This is a genomic window from uncultured Oscillibacter sp., assembly GCF_947654275.1.
Taxonomy (GTDB): Bacteria; Bacillota; Clostridia; order Oscillospirales; family Oscillospiraceae; genus Oscillibacter.
In genome coordinates this window covers 21,788-36,453 of record NZ_CANTJS010000013.1, presented here as the reverse complement: position 1 = coordinate 36,453, position 14,666 = coordinate 21,788, and the positions used below count along the sequence as shown (strand labels likewise).

Genomic DNA, 14,666 nt, shown 5'->3' with positions numbered 1-14,666 from the left:
GTCTTCCCTCCCCGGCTCAAACGGACCGTTCCATGTCCCGGTGATGCTCCGCCGTCTGGTAGCCCAGACTGCGGATGTACTCCGCCAGGGCGTGGGCCACCGCCACGGAGCGGTGATGCCCGCCGGTGCAGCCCACGCCGATGAAGAGGCTGGTCTTCCCTTCCTCAGCATAAAGGGGCAGCGTGAAGGCGAGCAGGTCCCGGAGGCGGCCCAGAAAGTCCTGGGTCTGGGGGAATCCAAACACATAGTCGGCCACCGGCTTGTCCAGCCCTGTCTGATGCCGCAGCTCCTCTATATAAAAGGGGTTTGGCATAAACCGCACGTCAAAAACCAGGTCCGCCTCCAGAGGCAGGCCGTACTTGAAGCCGAAGGAGGCCACATTCACCGCCATGCCCCCCTTCTCCTCCTCGCCTCCGAAAATGCCCAGCAGCTCCTGCCGGAGCTTGCCGGTGGAGAGGCGGGTGGTGTCTATGACGAGGTCCGCCCGTTCCTTCACCGGCTCCATCAGCGTCCGTTCCTGGGCCACCGCCTCCTCCAGGGAATCCGTGGACTCCCGGAGGGGATGGCGGCGGCGGGTCTCCTTGTAGCGCTTGATGATGGTGTCCGGCGCCGCCTCCAGAAACAGCATCCGGCAGACGCAGTTCTGCATGGCCTTCAGCTTTTCCAGCACGGAAAAGAGCTCGGAAAAGGAGTCCGCCGTCCGCACGTCATACACCAGGGCCACCCGGGCATAGCGTCCCCCGCCGCCGGCGCAGAATTCCGCGAATTTCAAAATCATGGCGGCGGGCATATTGTCCACAATATAAAAGCCGATGTCCTCCAAAAAAGAGGCGGCTTTGCTCTTGCCGCCGCCGGAGAGGCCCGAGATAATGAGAATTTCCATAGAAAGCAGCTCCTAATCCACAAACTTGACCTCCGGCTCCAGCCGGACGCCGGTTTTCTCAAAGACCCGCGCCTGCACCTGCCGGATCAGCTCCCTCACATCGGCCGAGGCGGCCCCGCCCCGGTTGATGACAAACCCCGCGTGCTTCTCCGACACCTGGGCCCCGCCAACCCTCAGCCCCTTCAGGCCGCACTGGTCAATGAGGGTCCCGGCAAAGTGGCCCTCCGGCCGCTTGAAGGTGCTGCCGGCGCTGGGCCACTCCAGAGGCTGGCTGGCCTTCCGGCGGGCCATCAGGGAGCGCTGTGTCTCCCGGATGGACTCCGGGTTCCCGGGGGACAGGCGGAACACGGCGGAGAGCACCACGGCCTCCGGGTGCTCCGTGAGAAAGCTCCGGCGGTAGCCGAAAGCCAGCTCCTCCCCCGTCAGAACTCTCACGCCCTCCTCCGGGAACAGCGCGGACACGCCGGAGACCACCTGTTTCATCTCCCCGCCGTAGGCCCCGGCGTTCATGCAAACGCCGCCGCCCACCGTGCCCGGGATGCCGTGGGCAAATTCCAGCCCTGTCAGGCCCTGCTTACAGGCGAAGTCTGCCAGACGGGCCAGGGACACGCCGGACTCCGCCAGAAGCGTGCCGGACTCCGCCCCCATTTCCAGACGGCTGAGGCCGGAGGTTATAATCACCAGCCGGTCCAGCCCCTGGTCGGGGGCCAGGAGGTTGGTCCCGCAGCCCATTACAAAGGGCCGGGCTCCGCAGTCCTCCGCCAGGGACAGCAGCAGCACCAGCTGTTCCCCGCTTCGGGGAAAGGCCATCCGCCGGGCCGGGCCGCCGGTGCGGAAGGAGGTGTGTTTTGCCATGGGCTCCTCCCGGAGAAGCTCCACGTCCGGCAGATATGCCGCGGCCTTGTTGTCAAACGCCGTTACCCAGTCCATGCAAGGGGCCTCCTGTTATCAAAAATCAAGAAAATCAAAAATCAAGAAAATCAAAAAATCATAAAATCTCAGAGATTACAGCACGCGGGGCAAAAAGGCCGCGCCGATGATGCCGGCGTCGTTGCCCAGCTCCGCCGGGAGGATGCGGGTCGCCCGTCCGCCGTGGCGGGAAAAGCTCTCCCGGCCCACCGCCTCCCGCAGGGGCTCCATCAGCAGGTGGGCGGGCGCCGCCGCCACGCCGCCGCCAATGGCCACCACCTCGGGCCGCAGGATGTTGATGAGGCTGGCCGTTCCGCAGGCCAGATTCTCCACGTACTCCCGGCACACCGCCAGAGCCGTTTCGTCGCCGGCCTCCGCCGCCTGGAAGGCCGTCCGGCCCTCCACACCGCCCTGGGCGGCACAGGTATGGAGGGCGCTCTCGGGGTGGGCCTCCATGGCCCGCTTCGTCAGCTGAATCAGACCGGTGGCGGAGGCATAGCGCTCCCAGCAGCCCAGACGGCCGCAGTTGCAGGGCTCGCCGCCCTGCCGCATGACCATGTGGCCCGCCTCGCTGGAGGCCACGCCGCCCCGCAGCTTCCCGTTTAAAATCAGTCCCGCGCCTACGCCGGTGCCCAGGGTGACGATGGCAAAATCCTCCGTCCCCTTGCCCGCGCCGCAGAAGAACTCACCCACGGCGGCGCAGTCCGCGTCGTTGCCCAGCAGCAGCGGCAAATCCAGATGGCGGCGGAACAGGGTCTCCAGCGGCACGTCCTTCATGGGAATATTGGTGGTGAACAGCACGTCGCCGCCGTCCACCGCGCCGGGCAGCCCCACGCCTACGGACTGCACGCCCTCCCCCATCACCGTCTTCGCCAGCGACGCCAGGGTTTCGGCAAACTGCTCAGGGCTCCGGAAGTCCAGGGGAATCCGCTCCACCTTTAAAATACGGCCCTCCCCGTCCACAAGGCCGGCCTTCAGGTTGGTGCCGCCTACGTCAATCCCGATATACATGTCCCGTCCTCCTCACAGTTTTCCGTCCGCCCGGGCGTCCACCTTCTGGGCCAGCTCCTGGGCCGCATTATAGCCGAACTTCCTGTGGCGGTTGTTCATGGCCGCCACCTCCACGATGCTGGCCAGATTCCGGCCCGGCCGGACCGGAATGGTGACAATCGGCACCTGCACGTCCAGAATGTCGATGAAATGGTCCTCAATGCCCAGCCGATCATAGAACTTGGTACTGTCCCAGGGCTCGAAGTGAACCACCATGTCCAGCTTGGTTTCATTCTTGATGGCCCGGACGCCGAAGAGCTGCCGCACATTGATGACGCCGATGCCCCGGAGCTCGATGTAATCCCGAATCATCTCCGGGGCGCTGCCCGTCAGCTGGTCGGATACCCGGCGGAGCTCCACCGCGTCGTCGGCCACCAGACGGTGGCCCCGCATAATCAGCTCAATGGCCGCCTCGCTCTTGCCCACGCCGGAGTCGCCGGTAATCATAACACCCTCGCCATAGATATCCAGCAGCACGCCGTGACGGGTAATGCAGGGAGCCAGCACCCTGTTGAGATATTCAATGGTCCGGCTGGTAAAGACCACCGTCTCTTCGTCCGTCCGCAGCAGGGTCCGCTCGTGCTCAATGGCGCTCTCCATGCACTCCGGGAAGCAGTCCAGCCCCCGGGCAATGACCAGCGCGGGAATATCATAGAGAAAGAGGTCGTCAAAGCATTTGCGGCGCTGGGCCGAGGTCAGGCCCTTTAAAAATGTAACCTCCATTTTGCCCACCACCTGAAGCCGGCAGGGGTCAAAATAGTCAAAAAAGCTGTGAAACTGGAGACCCGGCCGGTTCAGGTCCGGCACCACCAGCCTGGCTGTCTCAAAGTCGCCTCCCCGGTGCAGCACCTCCAAATGAAACAGGGGAATAAACTCCGTAATCTTCAAGCCGTTGTCACTTACCTCACGCATGTTTTCTCACCTTTCCGGCGCAGAGCCGCGCCTGTTCTGTCTGTATTTCCGCGCAGGAAGGGAAACCGGCGCCGTGGACCGGCCGTGCACGCCGCCGGCGTCCGCCTGCCTCCAACATGCCCCGCTTTCCCGGGGAATGCCCACGCGCCGGCGGACCTGCCGGCTGAAAACGGCTGTCTGCCGGTTTTCAGCCTCGTTGACCCTATTATATATGAACTCGCCGGATTCCGCAACACCTTCCCGCATCCAGAGGCCGGGAAAAAAACCACGATTTTTAGAAATCTTTTTAAAATTTTTGAAAATTCTTCTTGCTTTTTCTGAATAATTCTGCTATCATAACAGACGTGCTTGTGAAAGTGGGCACAAAAGTATATGCAGCAGGGAGGTGCTATGGATGGCTAAGTGCGAGTATTGCGGCAAAGGCGTGACCTTTGGGATTCAAGTCTCTCACTCTCACCGGCGTTCCAACCGTCCCTGGAAGCCCAACGTGAAACGTGTGAAGGCAATCGTTGACGGTTCCCCGCGCCACGTTTACGTTTGTACCCGGTGCATGCGCTCCGGCAAGGTTACCAGAGCGATTTGAGCCAACAGATCAAATCCCGGACAATGATGTCCGGGATTTTTTCCTTTTCTCCCCCTGCCTCCAACGGACACAGAGAAGCGTTCAGGCTCACAGGAGGCGGCGGGACGGACCGCATCTGCGTCCGGACTGCCATAACCGAAGCGACTCCCCCGCGCCGGAACAGAAAAATTGATCTGCGGTCCGCCCCGGGCTTTGGGACGGACCGCTGTTCTATTCATTGATTCAATCCGGCGGACCTGTCAGGACAGACACGAACACTGCCGGGGCTTCCCCAGGATTTATCCGGCAAGGAAACTCCCCTTACAGCCATGATCTCTCCAGCAGTTCGTCCTTTTTGGCCCGGCCCATCAGCTCCGGAACCACCTCCTTGGGGTCCCTGCCCTGGTAGAGGACCTCATAGGCGCAGCGGCAGACGGGCATTTCGACGTCCTCATGCTCCGCCAGCTGGTGGATACTCTCGGCGGCATAGTAGCCCTCTACCACGGCCCCCACCTCGTCCATGGCCTCCCGGGGCGTTTTCCCCTGGCCAATCAGCATCCCGGCCCGGTTGTTGCGGGAGTGCATGGAAGTGCAGGTGACAATCAGGTCCCCCATGCCCGCCAGCCCGCCGAAGGTCCGCCGGGTGCCTCCCAGCCGCTCCCCCAGACGTGTGATCTCCGCCATGGCCCGGGTCATCAGAAGGGCCTTGGTGTTATCCTGGAAGCCCAGGCCGGCACAGATGCCGCAGCTGAGGGCAATCACATTTTTCAGTGCCGCCGACAGCTCCACGCCAATGATGTCGTAGCTGGTGTAGACCCGGAAATAGTCGTTCATAAAGGCGTCCTGTACAAAGCGGGCCGCGCCCCGGTCCGGGCAGGCGGACACACAGCCGGTGGGCAGACGGAGTCCCACCTCCTCTGCGTGGGAAGGACCGGACAGGGCAGCCACTTTACAGGTATAGCCGGTAGCCTCCTGAAGAATCTGGCTCATCCGCAGATGGGTGTCCCGCTCGATGCCCTTGGACACCGACACCAGCACCGTATCCCGTCCGAGATAGGGCGCGGCCATTTCCCCCGTCTTCCGGACGGCGAAGGAGGGCGCGGCACAGACCACCAGCTCTGCCCCCTCCAGACAGCTCTGTTCGCTGGTGATGTTCAGGGCATCCGGCAGGGGCACGCCCTTCAAAAGGGGATTTTCCCGTTCCGCGCGCAGAGCCTCCGCCTTGGCGGGGGTCCGTGACCAGAGGGTCACGTCGTGCCCGTTGTCACAGAGGACCAGGGCCAGAGCCGTGCCCCAGCCGCCGCTGCCCAAAACCACTGTTTTCATGACTGTCCTCCCTCCTTCTTTCGACGCAGGCTGAATTTGTTCTCATTTCCCGCCAGCAGCCGCTTGATATTGGCCCGGTGCTGCCAGACCACCAGCCCCCCGCAGAGGAAGGCCAGCACTACGGCCCAGGGCTCCGGATAGCAGTACCAGCTGACAAAGGGGAAGCTGGCCCCGGCCCACAAAGACCCCAGGGAAACAAAGCGGGTCAGAAGTACCAGAATCAAAAAGCCCCCCCAGACCACCAGGGCAATCCGCCAGTCAATCATCAGGGCGATAGCGCCCCCGGAGAGGATGCCCTTGCCCCCCTTGAAGCGGAACATGCAGGGGAACATATGCCCCAGCAGGCAGAACAGGGCCGCGAAGTACTTGCCCAGCACCGGGTCCCCCCTGAACAGCCAGCTCCCCAGCAGCACGGCGATCACCGCCTTCAGCACGTCGCAGAGAATCACCACGAAGGTCAGCCCTCCGCCGAAGGTCCGGTGGAAATTCGTCAGGCCTGCGTTGCCACTGCCGTGGTTCCGGACGTCATCCCGGAGTATATACTTGGACACGATAACCGCTCCGTTGAAACAGCCCAGGAGGTAACACGCCAGGGCGATTCCGCCGTAATACAGGAAATACCACCCAATCCCGATCATACTCAAACCTCCTTATGACACGTGTGCAGTTTTGTGGAAGGAAAGGAACCGTCCGGGAATATACACCGGAGCCGCCGGACGGCCGCCCGGCTCACGGCTCATTGTCCCCCTTCTGCCGGATGGAGATGCGGATGGGGGTCCCCTCCAGGCCGAAGGTATTGCGGATACAGTTCTCCAGATAGCGCTGATAGGAGAAGTGGAACAGCCGGGAATCGTTGCAGAAGATCACATAGTGAGGCGGCTTGACGCCCACCTGGGTCATATAGTAAATCTTCAGCCGCCGGCCCTTGTCCGTGGGAGGCTGGACTCTGGCCTGGGCGTCGGCCAGCACGTCGTTGAGCATACCCGTGGTGATGCGGGTGGCGGACTGGTTGGAAACATAGTCAATCAGCTCAAAGAGCCGGTCCACCCGCTGCCCCGTCAGGGCGGAGATGAAGAGAACGGGGGCGTAGGTCATGAAGCTCAGACCCTCCTGAACCTCCTTGCGCATACGGTCCATGGTCTTGCCGTCCTTCTCCACCAGGTCCCATTTGTTCACCACAATGATGCTGGCCTTTCCCGCCTCGTGGGCCAGGCCCGCCACCTTGGTGTCCTGCTCCGTGACGCCCTCGGTGGCGTCAATCAGAATGAGGCACACGTCCGCCCGGTCAATGGCCATGGTGGCCCGGAGAACGCTGTACCGCTCGATGTTCTCCTCCACCCTGCTCTTCCGGCGGAGACCCGCCGTGTCAATGAAGACAAATTTACCCTTGTCGTTTTCAAACCGGGAGTCGATGGCGTCCCGGGTGGTGCCCGCCACGTCGGAGACAATGACCCGGTTCTCCCCCAGGATGCGGTTGACCAGAGAGGATTTGCCGGCGTTGGGCTTGCCGATGACGGCCACCTTGATGGCGTCGTCCTCCTCCTCTTCCTCCTCTTCCGGGGGAAAATACTGCACGCAGGCGTCCAGAAGGTCGCCGGTGCCGTGGCCGTGGACGGCGGAAACCGCGATGGGGTCCCCAAGGCCCAGATTATAGAACTCATAGAAATCCGGGTCCGGCGCGCCGACGGAGTCCATTTTGTTCACCGCCAGAACGATGGGCTTTCCGCTGCGGAGGAGCAGATTCGCCACCTCCTGGTCCGAGGCGGTGAGGCCGGTGCGGACGTCCGTCAGGAAGACAATCACCGTGGCGGTGTCAATGGCGATCTGGGCCTGATCCCGCATGAACTCCAAAATCAGGTTGTCCGTCCGGGGCTCGATGCCGCCGGTGTCCACCAGGGTGAAGCTCCGTCCGTTCCAGTCGGTCTCTCCATAAATGCGGTCCCGGGTGACGCCGGGGGTGTCCTCCACAATGGAGAGGCGTTTTCCGATGAGCTTATTAAACAGCATGGACTTGCCCACATTGGGGCGGCCCACAATCGCGACAATAGGCTTTGCCATTTGCATCCCTCCCAAAGAAGCCTTTCGGCTCCTCCCTTTCACAATTCATTGCGCCCTGTCCGCCGGCGGCGGACCAAAGGCGGCCGGCGCGTCCGCGCCTCTCCCGCTCAGGCAGTCTAAAAGGTCCAAAAGGTCGAAAAGAACCGCTTTCGTCCTCAGCCGAGTGACATCCCGCCGGCAGTCCTCTTTTCTGTCTCTATTATAACCGCCTTCCGCCAAAGGCGCAAGGAAAATCTTCCTTTTTGGGAAAACACAGGAAAAGCCGTGGACAATGGGCAGAGCGCCGCGCCTGAAAAGTCACCGAAAAGCTGCCGAAGAAACCGCCGAAGCGGCGGGGAATTCTCCCCGCCGCCGGTGTGGCTCTCTCTTCACTTCCGCTTCACAGGATAGCAGACCTCGGTGACAAACTCATCGGGGTTCCGGGTGTCGTGAGGGCTGACATGGTAGATGAAAAAGGCGCTGTCAGCCAATGCCCAGCCGTTGTCCGCCGCCCAGGCGGCCACGGCCTCATTCGCCGCGGTAATCTGGTCATAGCTCCCCCGGAAGGTGGCGGAGGCCACCTCCACCGCCGGCACGGTCCTGAACTTCACGTGCTCCGTATCCGGATAACAGCCCGTTACGCTTTTCTGAATCTCCACGTCCACGTCGGACTCCCTGTATTCGCCGTCGTGATACACGGCGGTACACAGCGCCGGGTCCCCGTCCTGAATGTTCATCCGGGCGGTCTCCTGACAGTAAATGCTCCACAGGTCCCCCTCCCGGTCGTAGCTGGGGATGATCTGCCGCACGCTGGCCACCGTGCGCGCGGGAATGGTTTTAACGCTCACATCGTATTTCATCTTTGCTTCATCCTTTCTCAGCCGTTCAATGGCTGTGTCCAGAAGCCGCAGCCGCCGGGCCGCCTCCTCCGCCTCCTCGCGGGCCTCGGCCCGCCGGAGCATCAGACAGCGCTCCAGCGCCGCCGGCTCATCATAACACCGCAAAACCTCTGAAATAGCGGCATGTGTAAAGCCCATTTCCTTTAGGGAGCGGATGCGGCCGGCAATGGGCAGCTGCGCTTCGCTGTAGTACCGATAGCCTGTAAAGGAGTCGGTGCGGACGGGCGCCAGCAGGCCCGCCTCATCGTACTGGCGCAGCAGACGGATGCTGATTCTGGACAGTTTTGAAAATTCACCGATTTTCAGCATGGTATATCCTCCGCAACGTTGCGGGCCCCGTCCGGGGTCCGGATTTTGAGCTCAGGAACAGCATACGCCCTCCCCCGGGGTGAGAGTCAAGAGGAATTTTAAGTTTGGGGTAACATCCCAATCGGAGATTTTACGCAGGGGCCGGGCTCTGCCCCATTCCCCGGAAGCATAGAAAGTCCGGAAGAACGGGAGGGAACAGAGCCCCTCCCCTGCATGGCATACCTGCTATGAAATGCGCAGATGGACACGCCCCGATTTTGAAAAAAGATTGAACCGTCATTGGTTTTGTGCTATCATCTTCCCTGTCAGTCAAGAAAAAAACCGGAAAACCGGATATCTGGAGGAAGGACATATGGGAATTTTCGACCGCTTCAAACGCAGCCGGGAACCGGCCAAGGACCCGGAGCCCGCCGCCGCTCCGAAGGCGGATGCCAAAGCCGTCATTCTGCTGGGCAGGGACGTGGGCTGGTCTGCGGTGCTCCGGCTGGTGGAAGACCGGTTCGGCCCCCGCGCCCTAAGCGTCAGGGACGACAGCCATCCCCACGCCCCCGCTGCGCATATCAGTCTGGAAGGTGTCTCGTTCTTTTGCAGCTATATGGCCATGCCCCACCCGCCCCATGTCTGCGACCTGTCCGCCATTCAGGAAGGGCTGTTTTCCCCGGAGGAAAAAGAGGCCATTCTGGGCAATCGGGCCTTCCTGGTCCTGGCCCGGCAGGACGGGGGAACCACGCTGGAGGAAACGGTCCGTGCCTGCCGCCTGTTCACACGGCTGGCCGCCGCCCTGCTGGACGCGGAGAGCGCCCTGGGCGTCTATGCCGAATCCCCCGGGCTGCTGGTCAGCCGGCGGGTCTACCTGCACCACGCCGAAATTCTGGAACAGCATTTCCAGGACCCGGAATACTTCCCCGCACCTCTCTGGGTCTCCATCCGCCACGGGCAGAAGGGGGACCTCCCCTTGACCGGCACATGGGGACTGAAGCAGTTCGGTTTCCCGGAGCTGTGGTTCATCAATCCGGAAGCGGACTGGCCGGAAATCCATCAGAGACTGTACCTGATGTCCATGTTCCAAATCACCGGACGGGAGCTCTACAGGGACGGGGACACCATTCAGTTCACGCCGGGAAAGACCTCGGTCTTTCGGGCGATGAACGGCGCGCTGTGGATTATGGGCCAGCACTGAGAAAAATCCCCCGCCGGAGGGCGGGGGATTTCCTTATTCCTCCAGGTAAAGCGGCTGTCCGCCCATAAGCACACAGTCCACCCGCTCCACATCCAGAGGCATCTGAAATTCCAGTATCAGCCGCAGGTCCGATTCACTTTGGGTGACCCCCAGCACGCAGTCCTCCCGTCCGATGAGGGTTCCGTCCTCCATGCGGACCGCCAGGCTGCTGATATCCTCCAACTCCAGACCCGGCTCGGCGGCATGGAGCTCCATGTTCAGCGCCAGCGGCGAAATGGACAGCCGATCCAGAATCAGAGTCCGGCCGGCAATCCGGCAGACCTGTTCCGGCGTCCCGGTCCGCAGAGCGGCGGGGCTGAAGGTCACGGACATGGTCCAATCCCCCGCCAGCTCCGCACTGCCGCCGCGGCAGAAGGCGTCCCGCAGACAGACCTCATACTCTCCGCCCTCTGACAGCGCACCGTCGCTGACGGAGAAGACCAGATAATACTGCCCTTCCTCCAGCTCAGGCCGGTTGACCCAGGAATTGATGCTGAGTCCGCAGCTCACGGGCAGCTCTGTTTCCCCCTGCCGCAGCATCCCCCACTCTTTGAAGGAGAGATCGCCGGGGTTCTCCATCTGCTCCAGAAAATGCCGGTCCTGTATGGTCAGACGGCCGCAGACCATGGCAAACTGCCCGTCGGAAACGGCATCCAGCAGCTCAAAGCGCAGGCCGTTTCCCTCCGCCGCCGCGGCGTTCAAATCGCCGCCCATGCCCAACAGCTGACTTGTGTCCGCCGCACCGCCGTAGCGGTCGGCCCAGTTACTTTCCTCAAACATCCGCTGAAACAGACCCCCGCCCCCCAGGGCATAGCCTGCGGCGGTGCCGGTCAGCAGCGCGGCGATGACCACCACCGCCAGCCATCGGGCGGGACGGCGCCGCCAGCCGCAGCCTGTCTCCCGGTTGGCATATCCGTCCAGCAGCCGCCTCATCCGCCGCCTGTGCCGGCGGGAGGGCCGGGGCGCAGGCGGCGCTTCCTCCAGGTCCTGACGAAGGGCCTCCTCCAGAGCGGTTTTCAGCATAGCGTCAAATACAGGCCCGTCCATCCAGATACCCCTCCTTTCTCAGTTCCCGAATCAGCAGCTTTCGTCCCCGGAAAATGCGGCTCTTAACCGCTCCCTCCGAGATGCCCAGCTCTCCGGCGATGTCCGCCAGGCTCCATTCCGCCACGAAACGAAGCTCCAGAATCCGGCGGTAGCCCTCCGGCATCCTGCGAATCAGGGCCACCAGGGCATAAAACTCCCCGTCCTCAGCCGGAGCGGCCGTCCGCTTCTCCAGCTCCCCCAACTCCGTTTCCCGGCTCTCCCTCCGCAGGAGGTCCAGCGCGTTGTTCTTCGTCACCACCAGCAGCCAGGCGGAAAGACGGTCCTCGGGCCGGTCCCGCAGCTCGTCAAAGCAGCGAATCAGCTTCACAAAGGCGTCGTGGACCACATCCTCCGCCCGAGGGCCCTCGCCCAAAATACAAGCCGCCTGCCGGAGCATCTGGCGCTGATTGTCCCGGTAGATCCGGGTAAAGCGCTCCCGGTCCGTATTGCTCTCCAGCAGGGTCATACAATATGAAAGCAGCGTCCCCGCCCCCTTTCTCTCTCTTGTTATAGAAACGTTTGAAGGCGGCAAAAGGTTGCGGCCTCCGAAAAAATTTTTTTCAGATTTCCGAAATCCCGCCGGGAATAGGGGCGGCCAAAACGGCGGATACTGAGACAAACGATTTTCTCCCGGAGGAAATGCCTGTGATTACCGCGTTTACCCGTACCATCATCCTCTATTTCCTCATCATGACCGGTCTGCGCCTCATGGGCAAGCGGCAGATCGGGGAGCTGGAGCCCGGCGAACTGGTGCTGACCATGATGATCTCCGATCTGGCCACCGTGCCTATGCAGGACTTCGGCATTCCCCTGCTGGCCGGCGTCATCCCCATTCTGACGCTGCTGGCCCTGTCCATGCTGCTGAGCCAGCTGTCCCTGATAAACCTGCGGTTTCGGGCGCTGGTCTGCGGCACCCCCTCCATCCTGATTCGTCAGGGGGTTTTGCAGCAATCCGTCATGCGGAAAAACCGCTATACCCTGGACGAGCTTCTGGAGGAGCTCCGGGGCCAGGGCTATTCCGGCATCAGCGAGGTGAAATACGCAATCCTGGAAAACTCCGGGCACCTGTCCGTTCTCCCCTGGTCGCCTCCGCCCAGCGCCGCCCAGATGGGCCTGCGGTCGGAGGAGCCTGTCCTGCCGGTGGTCCTGGTCAACGACGGCCGGGTCCTGCGGGGAAATCTGGAGGCCTGCGGCCGGGACGCCGCGTGGCTGGAGGAAACCCTGCGGCGGGAAGGGGCGAACGCACCCGGGGACGTCTTCCTGCTTACCCTGGATGAAACGGGACAGGTATTCTGCGTGAAAAAGGAGGCGGAAGCATGAAGCGGGCCCTGTTTCTTCCCGCCGCCGTTCTGGGGCTGCTTCTGGCCTTCTCCCTGTGGAACAGCTTCGCCATGTCCGCCCATGTCCGGCGCTGGCAGTCCCAGGTTGACGAGGCAGTCCGCCTGGCGGAGGACGGGGACTGGTCCGGAGCCGCCGCCGCCCTGGACGCGGGCTATGCCGACTGGAGCCGGAAGCAGACCTATCTCCACACGGTCACACAGCACGACGCCGTAGACGACGCCGGGGCCATGTACCACCGGGCAATGGCCTTCGCCGCCTGTCAGGAAGACAGCGAATTCCAGGCAGAGGCGGCCGGCCTCCGGGACCAGCTGCGCCTGCTGGCGGAAATGGAGCGGTTCAGCGTGAAAAACATTCTCTAGCGGCAGTATAGCACAGCATCCCGGGAATATCAAATCCCACGAATGCAAAAAAGCGCGGCCCCCGTTGGGGACCGCGCTTTTCAGGCTGATTTGCCGGATTGATTCAACTGGATGCGGCGGCTTTTATCAGGCGCCGATGCCGAACAGGCCCATGGTGATGCCGTACAGCACAATGGGGAACACCACCAGAGCGATCAGCTTCAGTCCAAGGCCGCAGGTAACCAGGTCCTTCATGGTGATCTCGCCGGTACCGTAGGCAATGGCGTTGGGAGGCGTGGCGGGAGGCAGCATAAAGGCAAAGTTGCAGGCCAGCATGGTGGCAATCATCATGGCGAAGGGGCTGACGCCGATGGCCGTGCCCACGCCTGCCAGAACAGGGATGAAGGCCGCAACCACAACGGCGTTGGTGGTCAGCTCCGTCAGCAGGGCGGTGACCAGGCCGACGATGATGCAGATGACCACAGCATTCATGCCGGCGAGACCGCCCAGCATGTTGGCGACCCAGGTGGCGCAGCCGGCGTCCTTGAAGGCGTTGCCCATGACCATGGAGCCGCCCAGCAGGATGACCGCGTTCCAGGGGATGTCGTTGAAGCCGGTCTTCCAGTCGCAGACATTCTCGCCCTCTTTGTAGTTCAGAGGAATGGCCATCACCAGGAACGCGCCCAGCATGGCGACGGTCTCATCGGAGGCGAACTTCATGTACTTGCCCCAGACGATGGAGCGGGTGCACCACAGGACCACGCAGATCAGGAAGATGATGGCGGTCCACTTCTCGCCCTTGTTCATGGGGCCGAGAGCCTCATACTGCTTGTGGGCTTCGGAGATGTCCACGGCCTCCATCTTGTCCACCTTGAAGAACTTCACCATGTAAATCCACATCAGGGGAATCAGAATCACAGTGAAGGGCAGGCCGATTTTCAGCCAGTCCACAAAGTTGATATCAACGCCGATGGTCTCGGCAATCAATCCGATACCTGTGGGGTTCGTGGTGGTGCCGATGGTGGTCGACATGCCGCCGATTGTTGCTGCATAGGGGATGGACAGCAGCATTGCCTTCTTCAAAGAGCTCTTGTCCTCGTCCAGGGTAGAGGCGATGGACATGGCAATGGGGAGCATCATGACGGTGGCGGCGGTGTTGCTCATCCACATGGAGACAAACGCCACGGCGATGATGAAGCCCAGAATCAGGGTGGTGGGCTTCTTGCCCACCTTGCTGACGATGCCCAGGGCCAGACGCTTATGCAGGCCGTGCTTGACCATGGAGCCGGACAGGAAACCCACGCCCACCAGCAGGTAGCAGGTCTGATAGGCGTAGTGCCGGAACAGCTGGATGCCGTTCTCGCCCTTGGCGCCGGTAATGGCCATCAGAGGGAACAGCAGAATCGGGAGCAGTGCGGTAAAGGGAATCGGCATGGCCTCTGTAATCCAGAAAACCACCATCAGAACCGTTACTGCCAGCACTCTCTGAGCCAGCTCCGGGGGCGCTCCCTCAGGAACAACCGCCGCCAGGCCCGCAGGGGTAGGCATGAAGCCGATAATCAGCATCAGCAGAATGCCCACGATGAAGCCGACTTTGCGAATTGGATACTTACCCATCAATTTCTCCTCCTATTATTTTGTGTGCGCCGACGGATGGGGCGCTGTGCCGGCTGCCTCGCCGCTCACCGGTACGGAAAAAATAGAAGCAAAAACAATGCCAAATATCCGCTTCCACCTGACGAAAATCTTTAGACGCATTGACGGAAAATATGGACAGTTTTTGAACGGCTGCGAA

Annotated in this window: 15 protein-coding genes; 4 read left to right on the top strand and 11 right to left on the bottom strand. The window is 61.9% G+C overall.

The annotated features are described in order from the left end of the window. Positions 1–16: 16 nt before the first annotated feature. The 4 genes from rapZ to hprK all read right to left on the bottom strand — a co-directional run bounded on the left by rapZ (position 17) and on the right by hprK (position 3,754). Positions 17–883: an RNase adapter RapZ gene (gene rapZ / locus Q0063_RS05180; protein WP_297870915.1), complete on the bottom strand. Its 867-nt coding sequence runs from the start codon at positions 881–883 to the stop codon at positions 17–19. Between the two features lie 12 nt (positions 884–895). Further along, a complete protein-coding gene (gene murB / locus Q0063_RS05175) occupies positions 896–1,813 on the bottom strand; it encodes a UDP-N-acetylmuramate dehydrogenase (protein ID WP_297870914.1) in 918 nt (305 codons plus the stop codon). A 75-nt stretch (positions 1,814–1,888) separates the two neighbouring features. Further along, on the bottom strand, positions 1,889–2,803 hold the full coding sequence (locus tag Q0063_RS05170) for an ROK family protein (RefSeq protein ID WP_297870913.1): 915 nt from the start codon (positions 2,801–2,803) through the stop codon (positions 1,889–1,891). 12 nt (positions 2,804–2,815) lie between these two features. Continuing rightward, positions 2,816–3,754: an HPr(Ser) kinase/phosphatase gene (hprK, locus tag Q0063_RS05165; protein WP_297870912.1), complete on the bottom strand. Its 939-nt coding sequence runs from the start codon at positions 3,752–3,754 to the stop codon at positions 2,816–2,818. A gap of 394 nt (positions 3,755–4,148) precedes the next feature. Between hprK and rpmB the strand changes: the two genes are divergently transcribed. Continuing rightward, positions 4,149–4,337, top strand: a complete 189-nt coding sequence (gene rpmB, locus Q0063_RS05160; RefSeq protein ID WP_297870911.1) for a 50S ribosomal protein L28 — start codon at positions 4,149–4,151, stop codon at positions 4,335–4,337. Positions 4,338–4,637: 300 nt separating this feature from the next. Here rpmB and Q0063_RS05155 read toward each other — a convergent pair whose 3' ends face one another. From Q0063_RS05155 to Q0063_RS05140, 4 genes are all read right to left on the bottom strand, one after another. Further along, positions 4,638–5,642, bottom strand: coding sequence for an NAD(P)H-dependent glycerol-3-phosphate dehydrogenase (locus Q0063_RS05155; RefSeq protein WP_297870910.1), 1,005 nt, complete (start codon positions 5,640–5,642; stop codon positions 4,638–4,640). Next, the gene (gene plsY, locus Q0063_RS05150; RefSeq protein WP_297870909.1) at positions 5,639–6,280 is read right to left on the bottom strand and encodes a glycerol-3-phosphate 1-O-acyltransferase PlsY; all 642 of its coding nucleotides are present in this window, start codon (positions 6,278–6,280) and stop codon (positions 5,639–5,641) included. The genes Q0063_RS05155 and plsY overlap by 4 nt, the downstream gene beginning before the upstream one ends. 91 nt (positions 6,281–6,371) lie before the next feature. Further along, positions 6,372–7,700 (bottom strand): ribosome biogenesis GTPase Der, encoded by a 1,329-nt coding sequence (der, locus tag Q0063_RS05145; protein ID WP_297870908.1) that lies wholly within the window; start codon positions 7,698–7,700, stop codon positions 6,372–6,374. A 368-nt stretch (positions 7,701–8,068) separates the two neighbouring features. Beyond that, positions 8,069–8,887 (bottom strand): MerR family transcriptional regulator, encoded by an 819-nt coding sequence (locus tag Q0063_RS05140; protein WP_297870907.1) that lies wholly within the window; start codon positions 8,885–8,887, stop codon positions 8,069–8,071. Positions 8,888–9,239: 352 nt separating this feature from the next. Here Q0063_RS05140 and Q0063_RS05135 point away from each other — a divergent pair, with 352 nt between their 5' ends. Then, complete coding sequence (locus Q0063_RS05135) at positions 9,240–10,067, top strand: hypothetical protein (RefSeq protein WP_297870906.1); 828 nt, start codon at positions 9,240–9,242, stop codon at positions 10,065–10,067. A gap of 33 nt (positions 10,068–10,100) precedes the next feature. Here the strand turns inward: Q0063_RS05135 and Q0063_RS05130 are convergent, their stop codons facing one another. Together Q0063_RS05130 and Q0063_RS05125 are read right to left on the bottom strand one after the other, a co-directional pair. Continuing rightward, a complete protein-coding gene (locus Q0063_RS05130; RefSeq protein WP_297870905.1) occupies positions 10,101–11,153 on the bottom strand; it encodes a hypothetical protein in 1,053 nt (350 codons plus the stop codon). Beyond that, on the bottom strand, positions 11,134–11,658 hold the full coding sequence (locus Q0063_RS05125; protein ID WP_297870904.1) for an RNA polymerase sigma factor: 525 nt from the start codon (positions 11,656–11,658) through the stop codon (positions 11,134–11,136). The genes Q0063_RS05130 and Q0063_RS05125 overlap by 20 nt, the downstream gene beginning before the upstream one ends. Before the next feature lie 179 nt (positions 11,659–11,837). Between Q0063_RS05125 and Q0063_RS05120 the strand changes: the two genes are divergently transcribed. Both Q0063_RS05120 and Q0063_RS05115 read left to right on the top strand, forming a co-directional pair. After that, on the top strand, positions 11,838–12,512 hold the full coding sequence (locus Q0063_RS05120; RefSeq protein ID WP_297870903.1) for a DUF421 domain-containing protein: 675 nt from the start codon (positions 11,838–11,840) through the stop codon (positions 12,510–12,512). Beyond that, positions 12,509–12,892 carry a DUF4363 family protein gene (locus Q0063_RS05115; protein WP_297870902.1) on the top strand — a complete coding sequence of 128 codons (384 nt, stop codon included), beginning with the start codon at positions 12,509–12,511 and terminating at the stop codon, positions 12,890–12,892. The genes Q0063_RS05120 and Q0063_RS05115 overlap by 4 nt, the downstream gene beginning before the upstream one ends. A gap of 126 nt (positions 12,893–13,018) precedes the next feature. On the opposite strand, the gene Q0063_RS05110 is transcribed toward Q0063_RS05115, so the two are convergent. Continuing rightward, positions 13,019–14,488, bottom strand: a complete 1,470-nt coding sequence (locus Q0063_RS05110) for a DASS family sodium-coupled anion symporter (protein ID WP_297870901.1) — start codon at positions 14,486–14,488, stop codon at positions 13,019–13,021. Between the last annotated feature and the right edge of the window lie 178 nt (positions 14,489–14,666).

Coding starts and splice junctions, on each gene's coding strand:
- rapZ (WP_297870915.1), bottom strand. CDS start 883: ATGGAAATTCTCATTATCTCGGGCCTCTCCGGCGGCGGCAAGAGCAAA.
- murB (WP_297870914.1), bottom strand. CDS start 1,813: ATGGACTGGGTAACGGCGTTTGACAACAAGGCCGCGGCATATCTGCCG.
- Q0063_RS05170 (WP_297870913.1), bottom strand. CDS start 2,803: ATGTATATCGGGATTGACGTAGGCGGCACCAACCTGAAGGCCGGCCTT.
- hprK (WP_297870912.1), bottom strand. CDS start 3,754: ATGCGTGAGGTAAGTGACAACGGCTTGAAGATTACGGAGTTTATTCCC.
- rpmB (WP_297870911.1), top strand. CDS start 4,149: ATGGCTAAGTGCGAGTATTGCGGCAAAGGCGTGACCTTTGGGATTCAA.
- Q0063_RS05155 (WP_297870910.1), bottom strand. CDS start 5,642: ATGAAAACAGTGGTTTTGGGCAGCGGCGGCTGGGGCACGGCTCTGGCC.
- plsY (WP_297870909.1), bottom strand. CDS start 6,280: ATGATCGGGATTGGGTGGTATTTCCTGTATTACGGCGGAATCGCCCTG.
- der (WP_297870908.1), bottom strand. CDS start 7,700: ATGGCAAAGCCTATTGTCGCGATTGTGGGCCGCCCCAATGTGGGCAAG.
- Q0063_RS05140 (WP_297870907.1), bottom strand. CDS start 8,887: ATGCTGAAAATCGGTGAATTTTCAAAACTGTCCAGAATCAGCATCCGT.
- Q0063_RS05135 (WP_297870906.1), top strand. CDS start 9,240: ATGGGAATTTTCGACCGCTTCAAACGCAGCCGGGAACCGGCCAAGGAC.
- Q0063_RS05130 (WP_297870905.1), bottom strand. CDS start 11,153: ATGGACGGGCCTGTATTTGACGCTATGCTGAAAACCGCTCTGGAGGAG.
- Q0063_RS05125 (WP_297870904.1), bottom strand. CDS start 11,658: ATGACCCTGCTGGAGAGCAATACGGACCGGGAGCGCTTTACCCGGATC.
- Q0063_RS05115 (WP_297870902.1), top strand. CDS start 12,509: ATGAAGCGGGCCCTGTTTCTTCCCGCCGCCGTTCTGGGGCTGCTTCTG.
- Q0063_RS05110 (WP_297870901.1), bottom strand. CDS start 14,488: ATGGGTAAGTATCCAATTCGCAAAGTCGGCTTCATCGTGGGCATTCTG.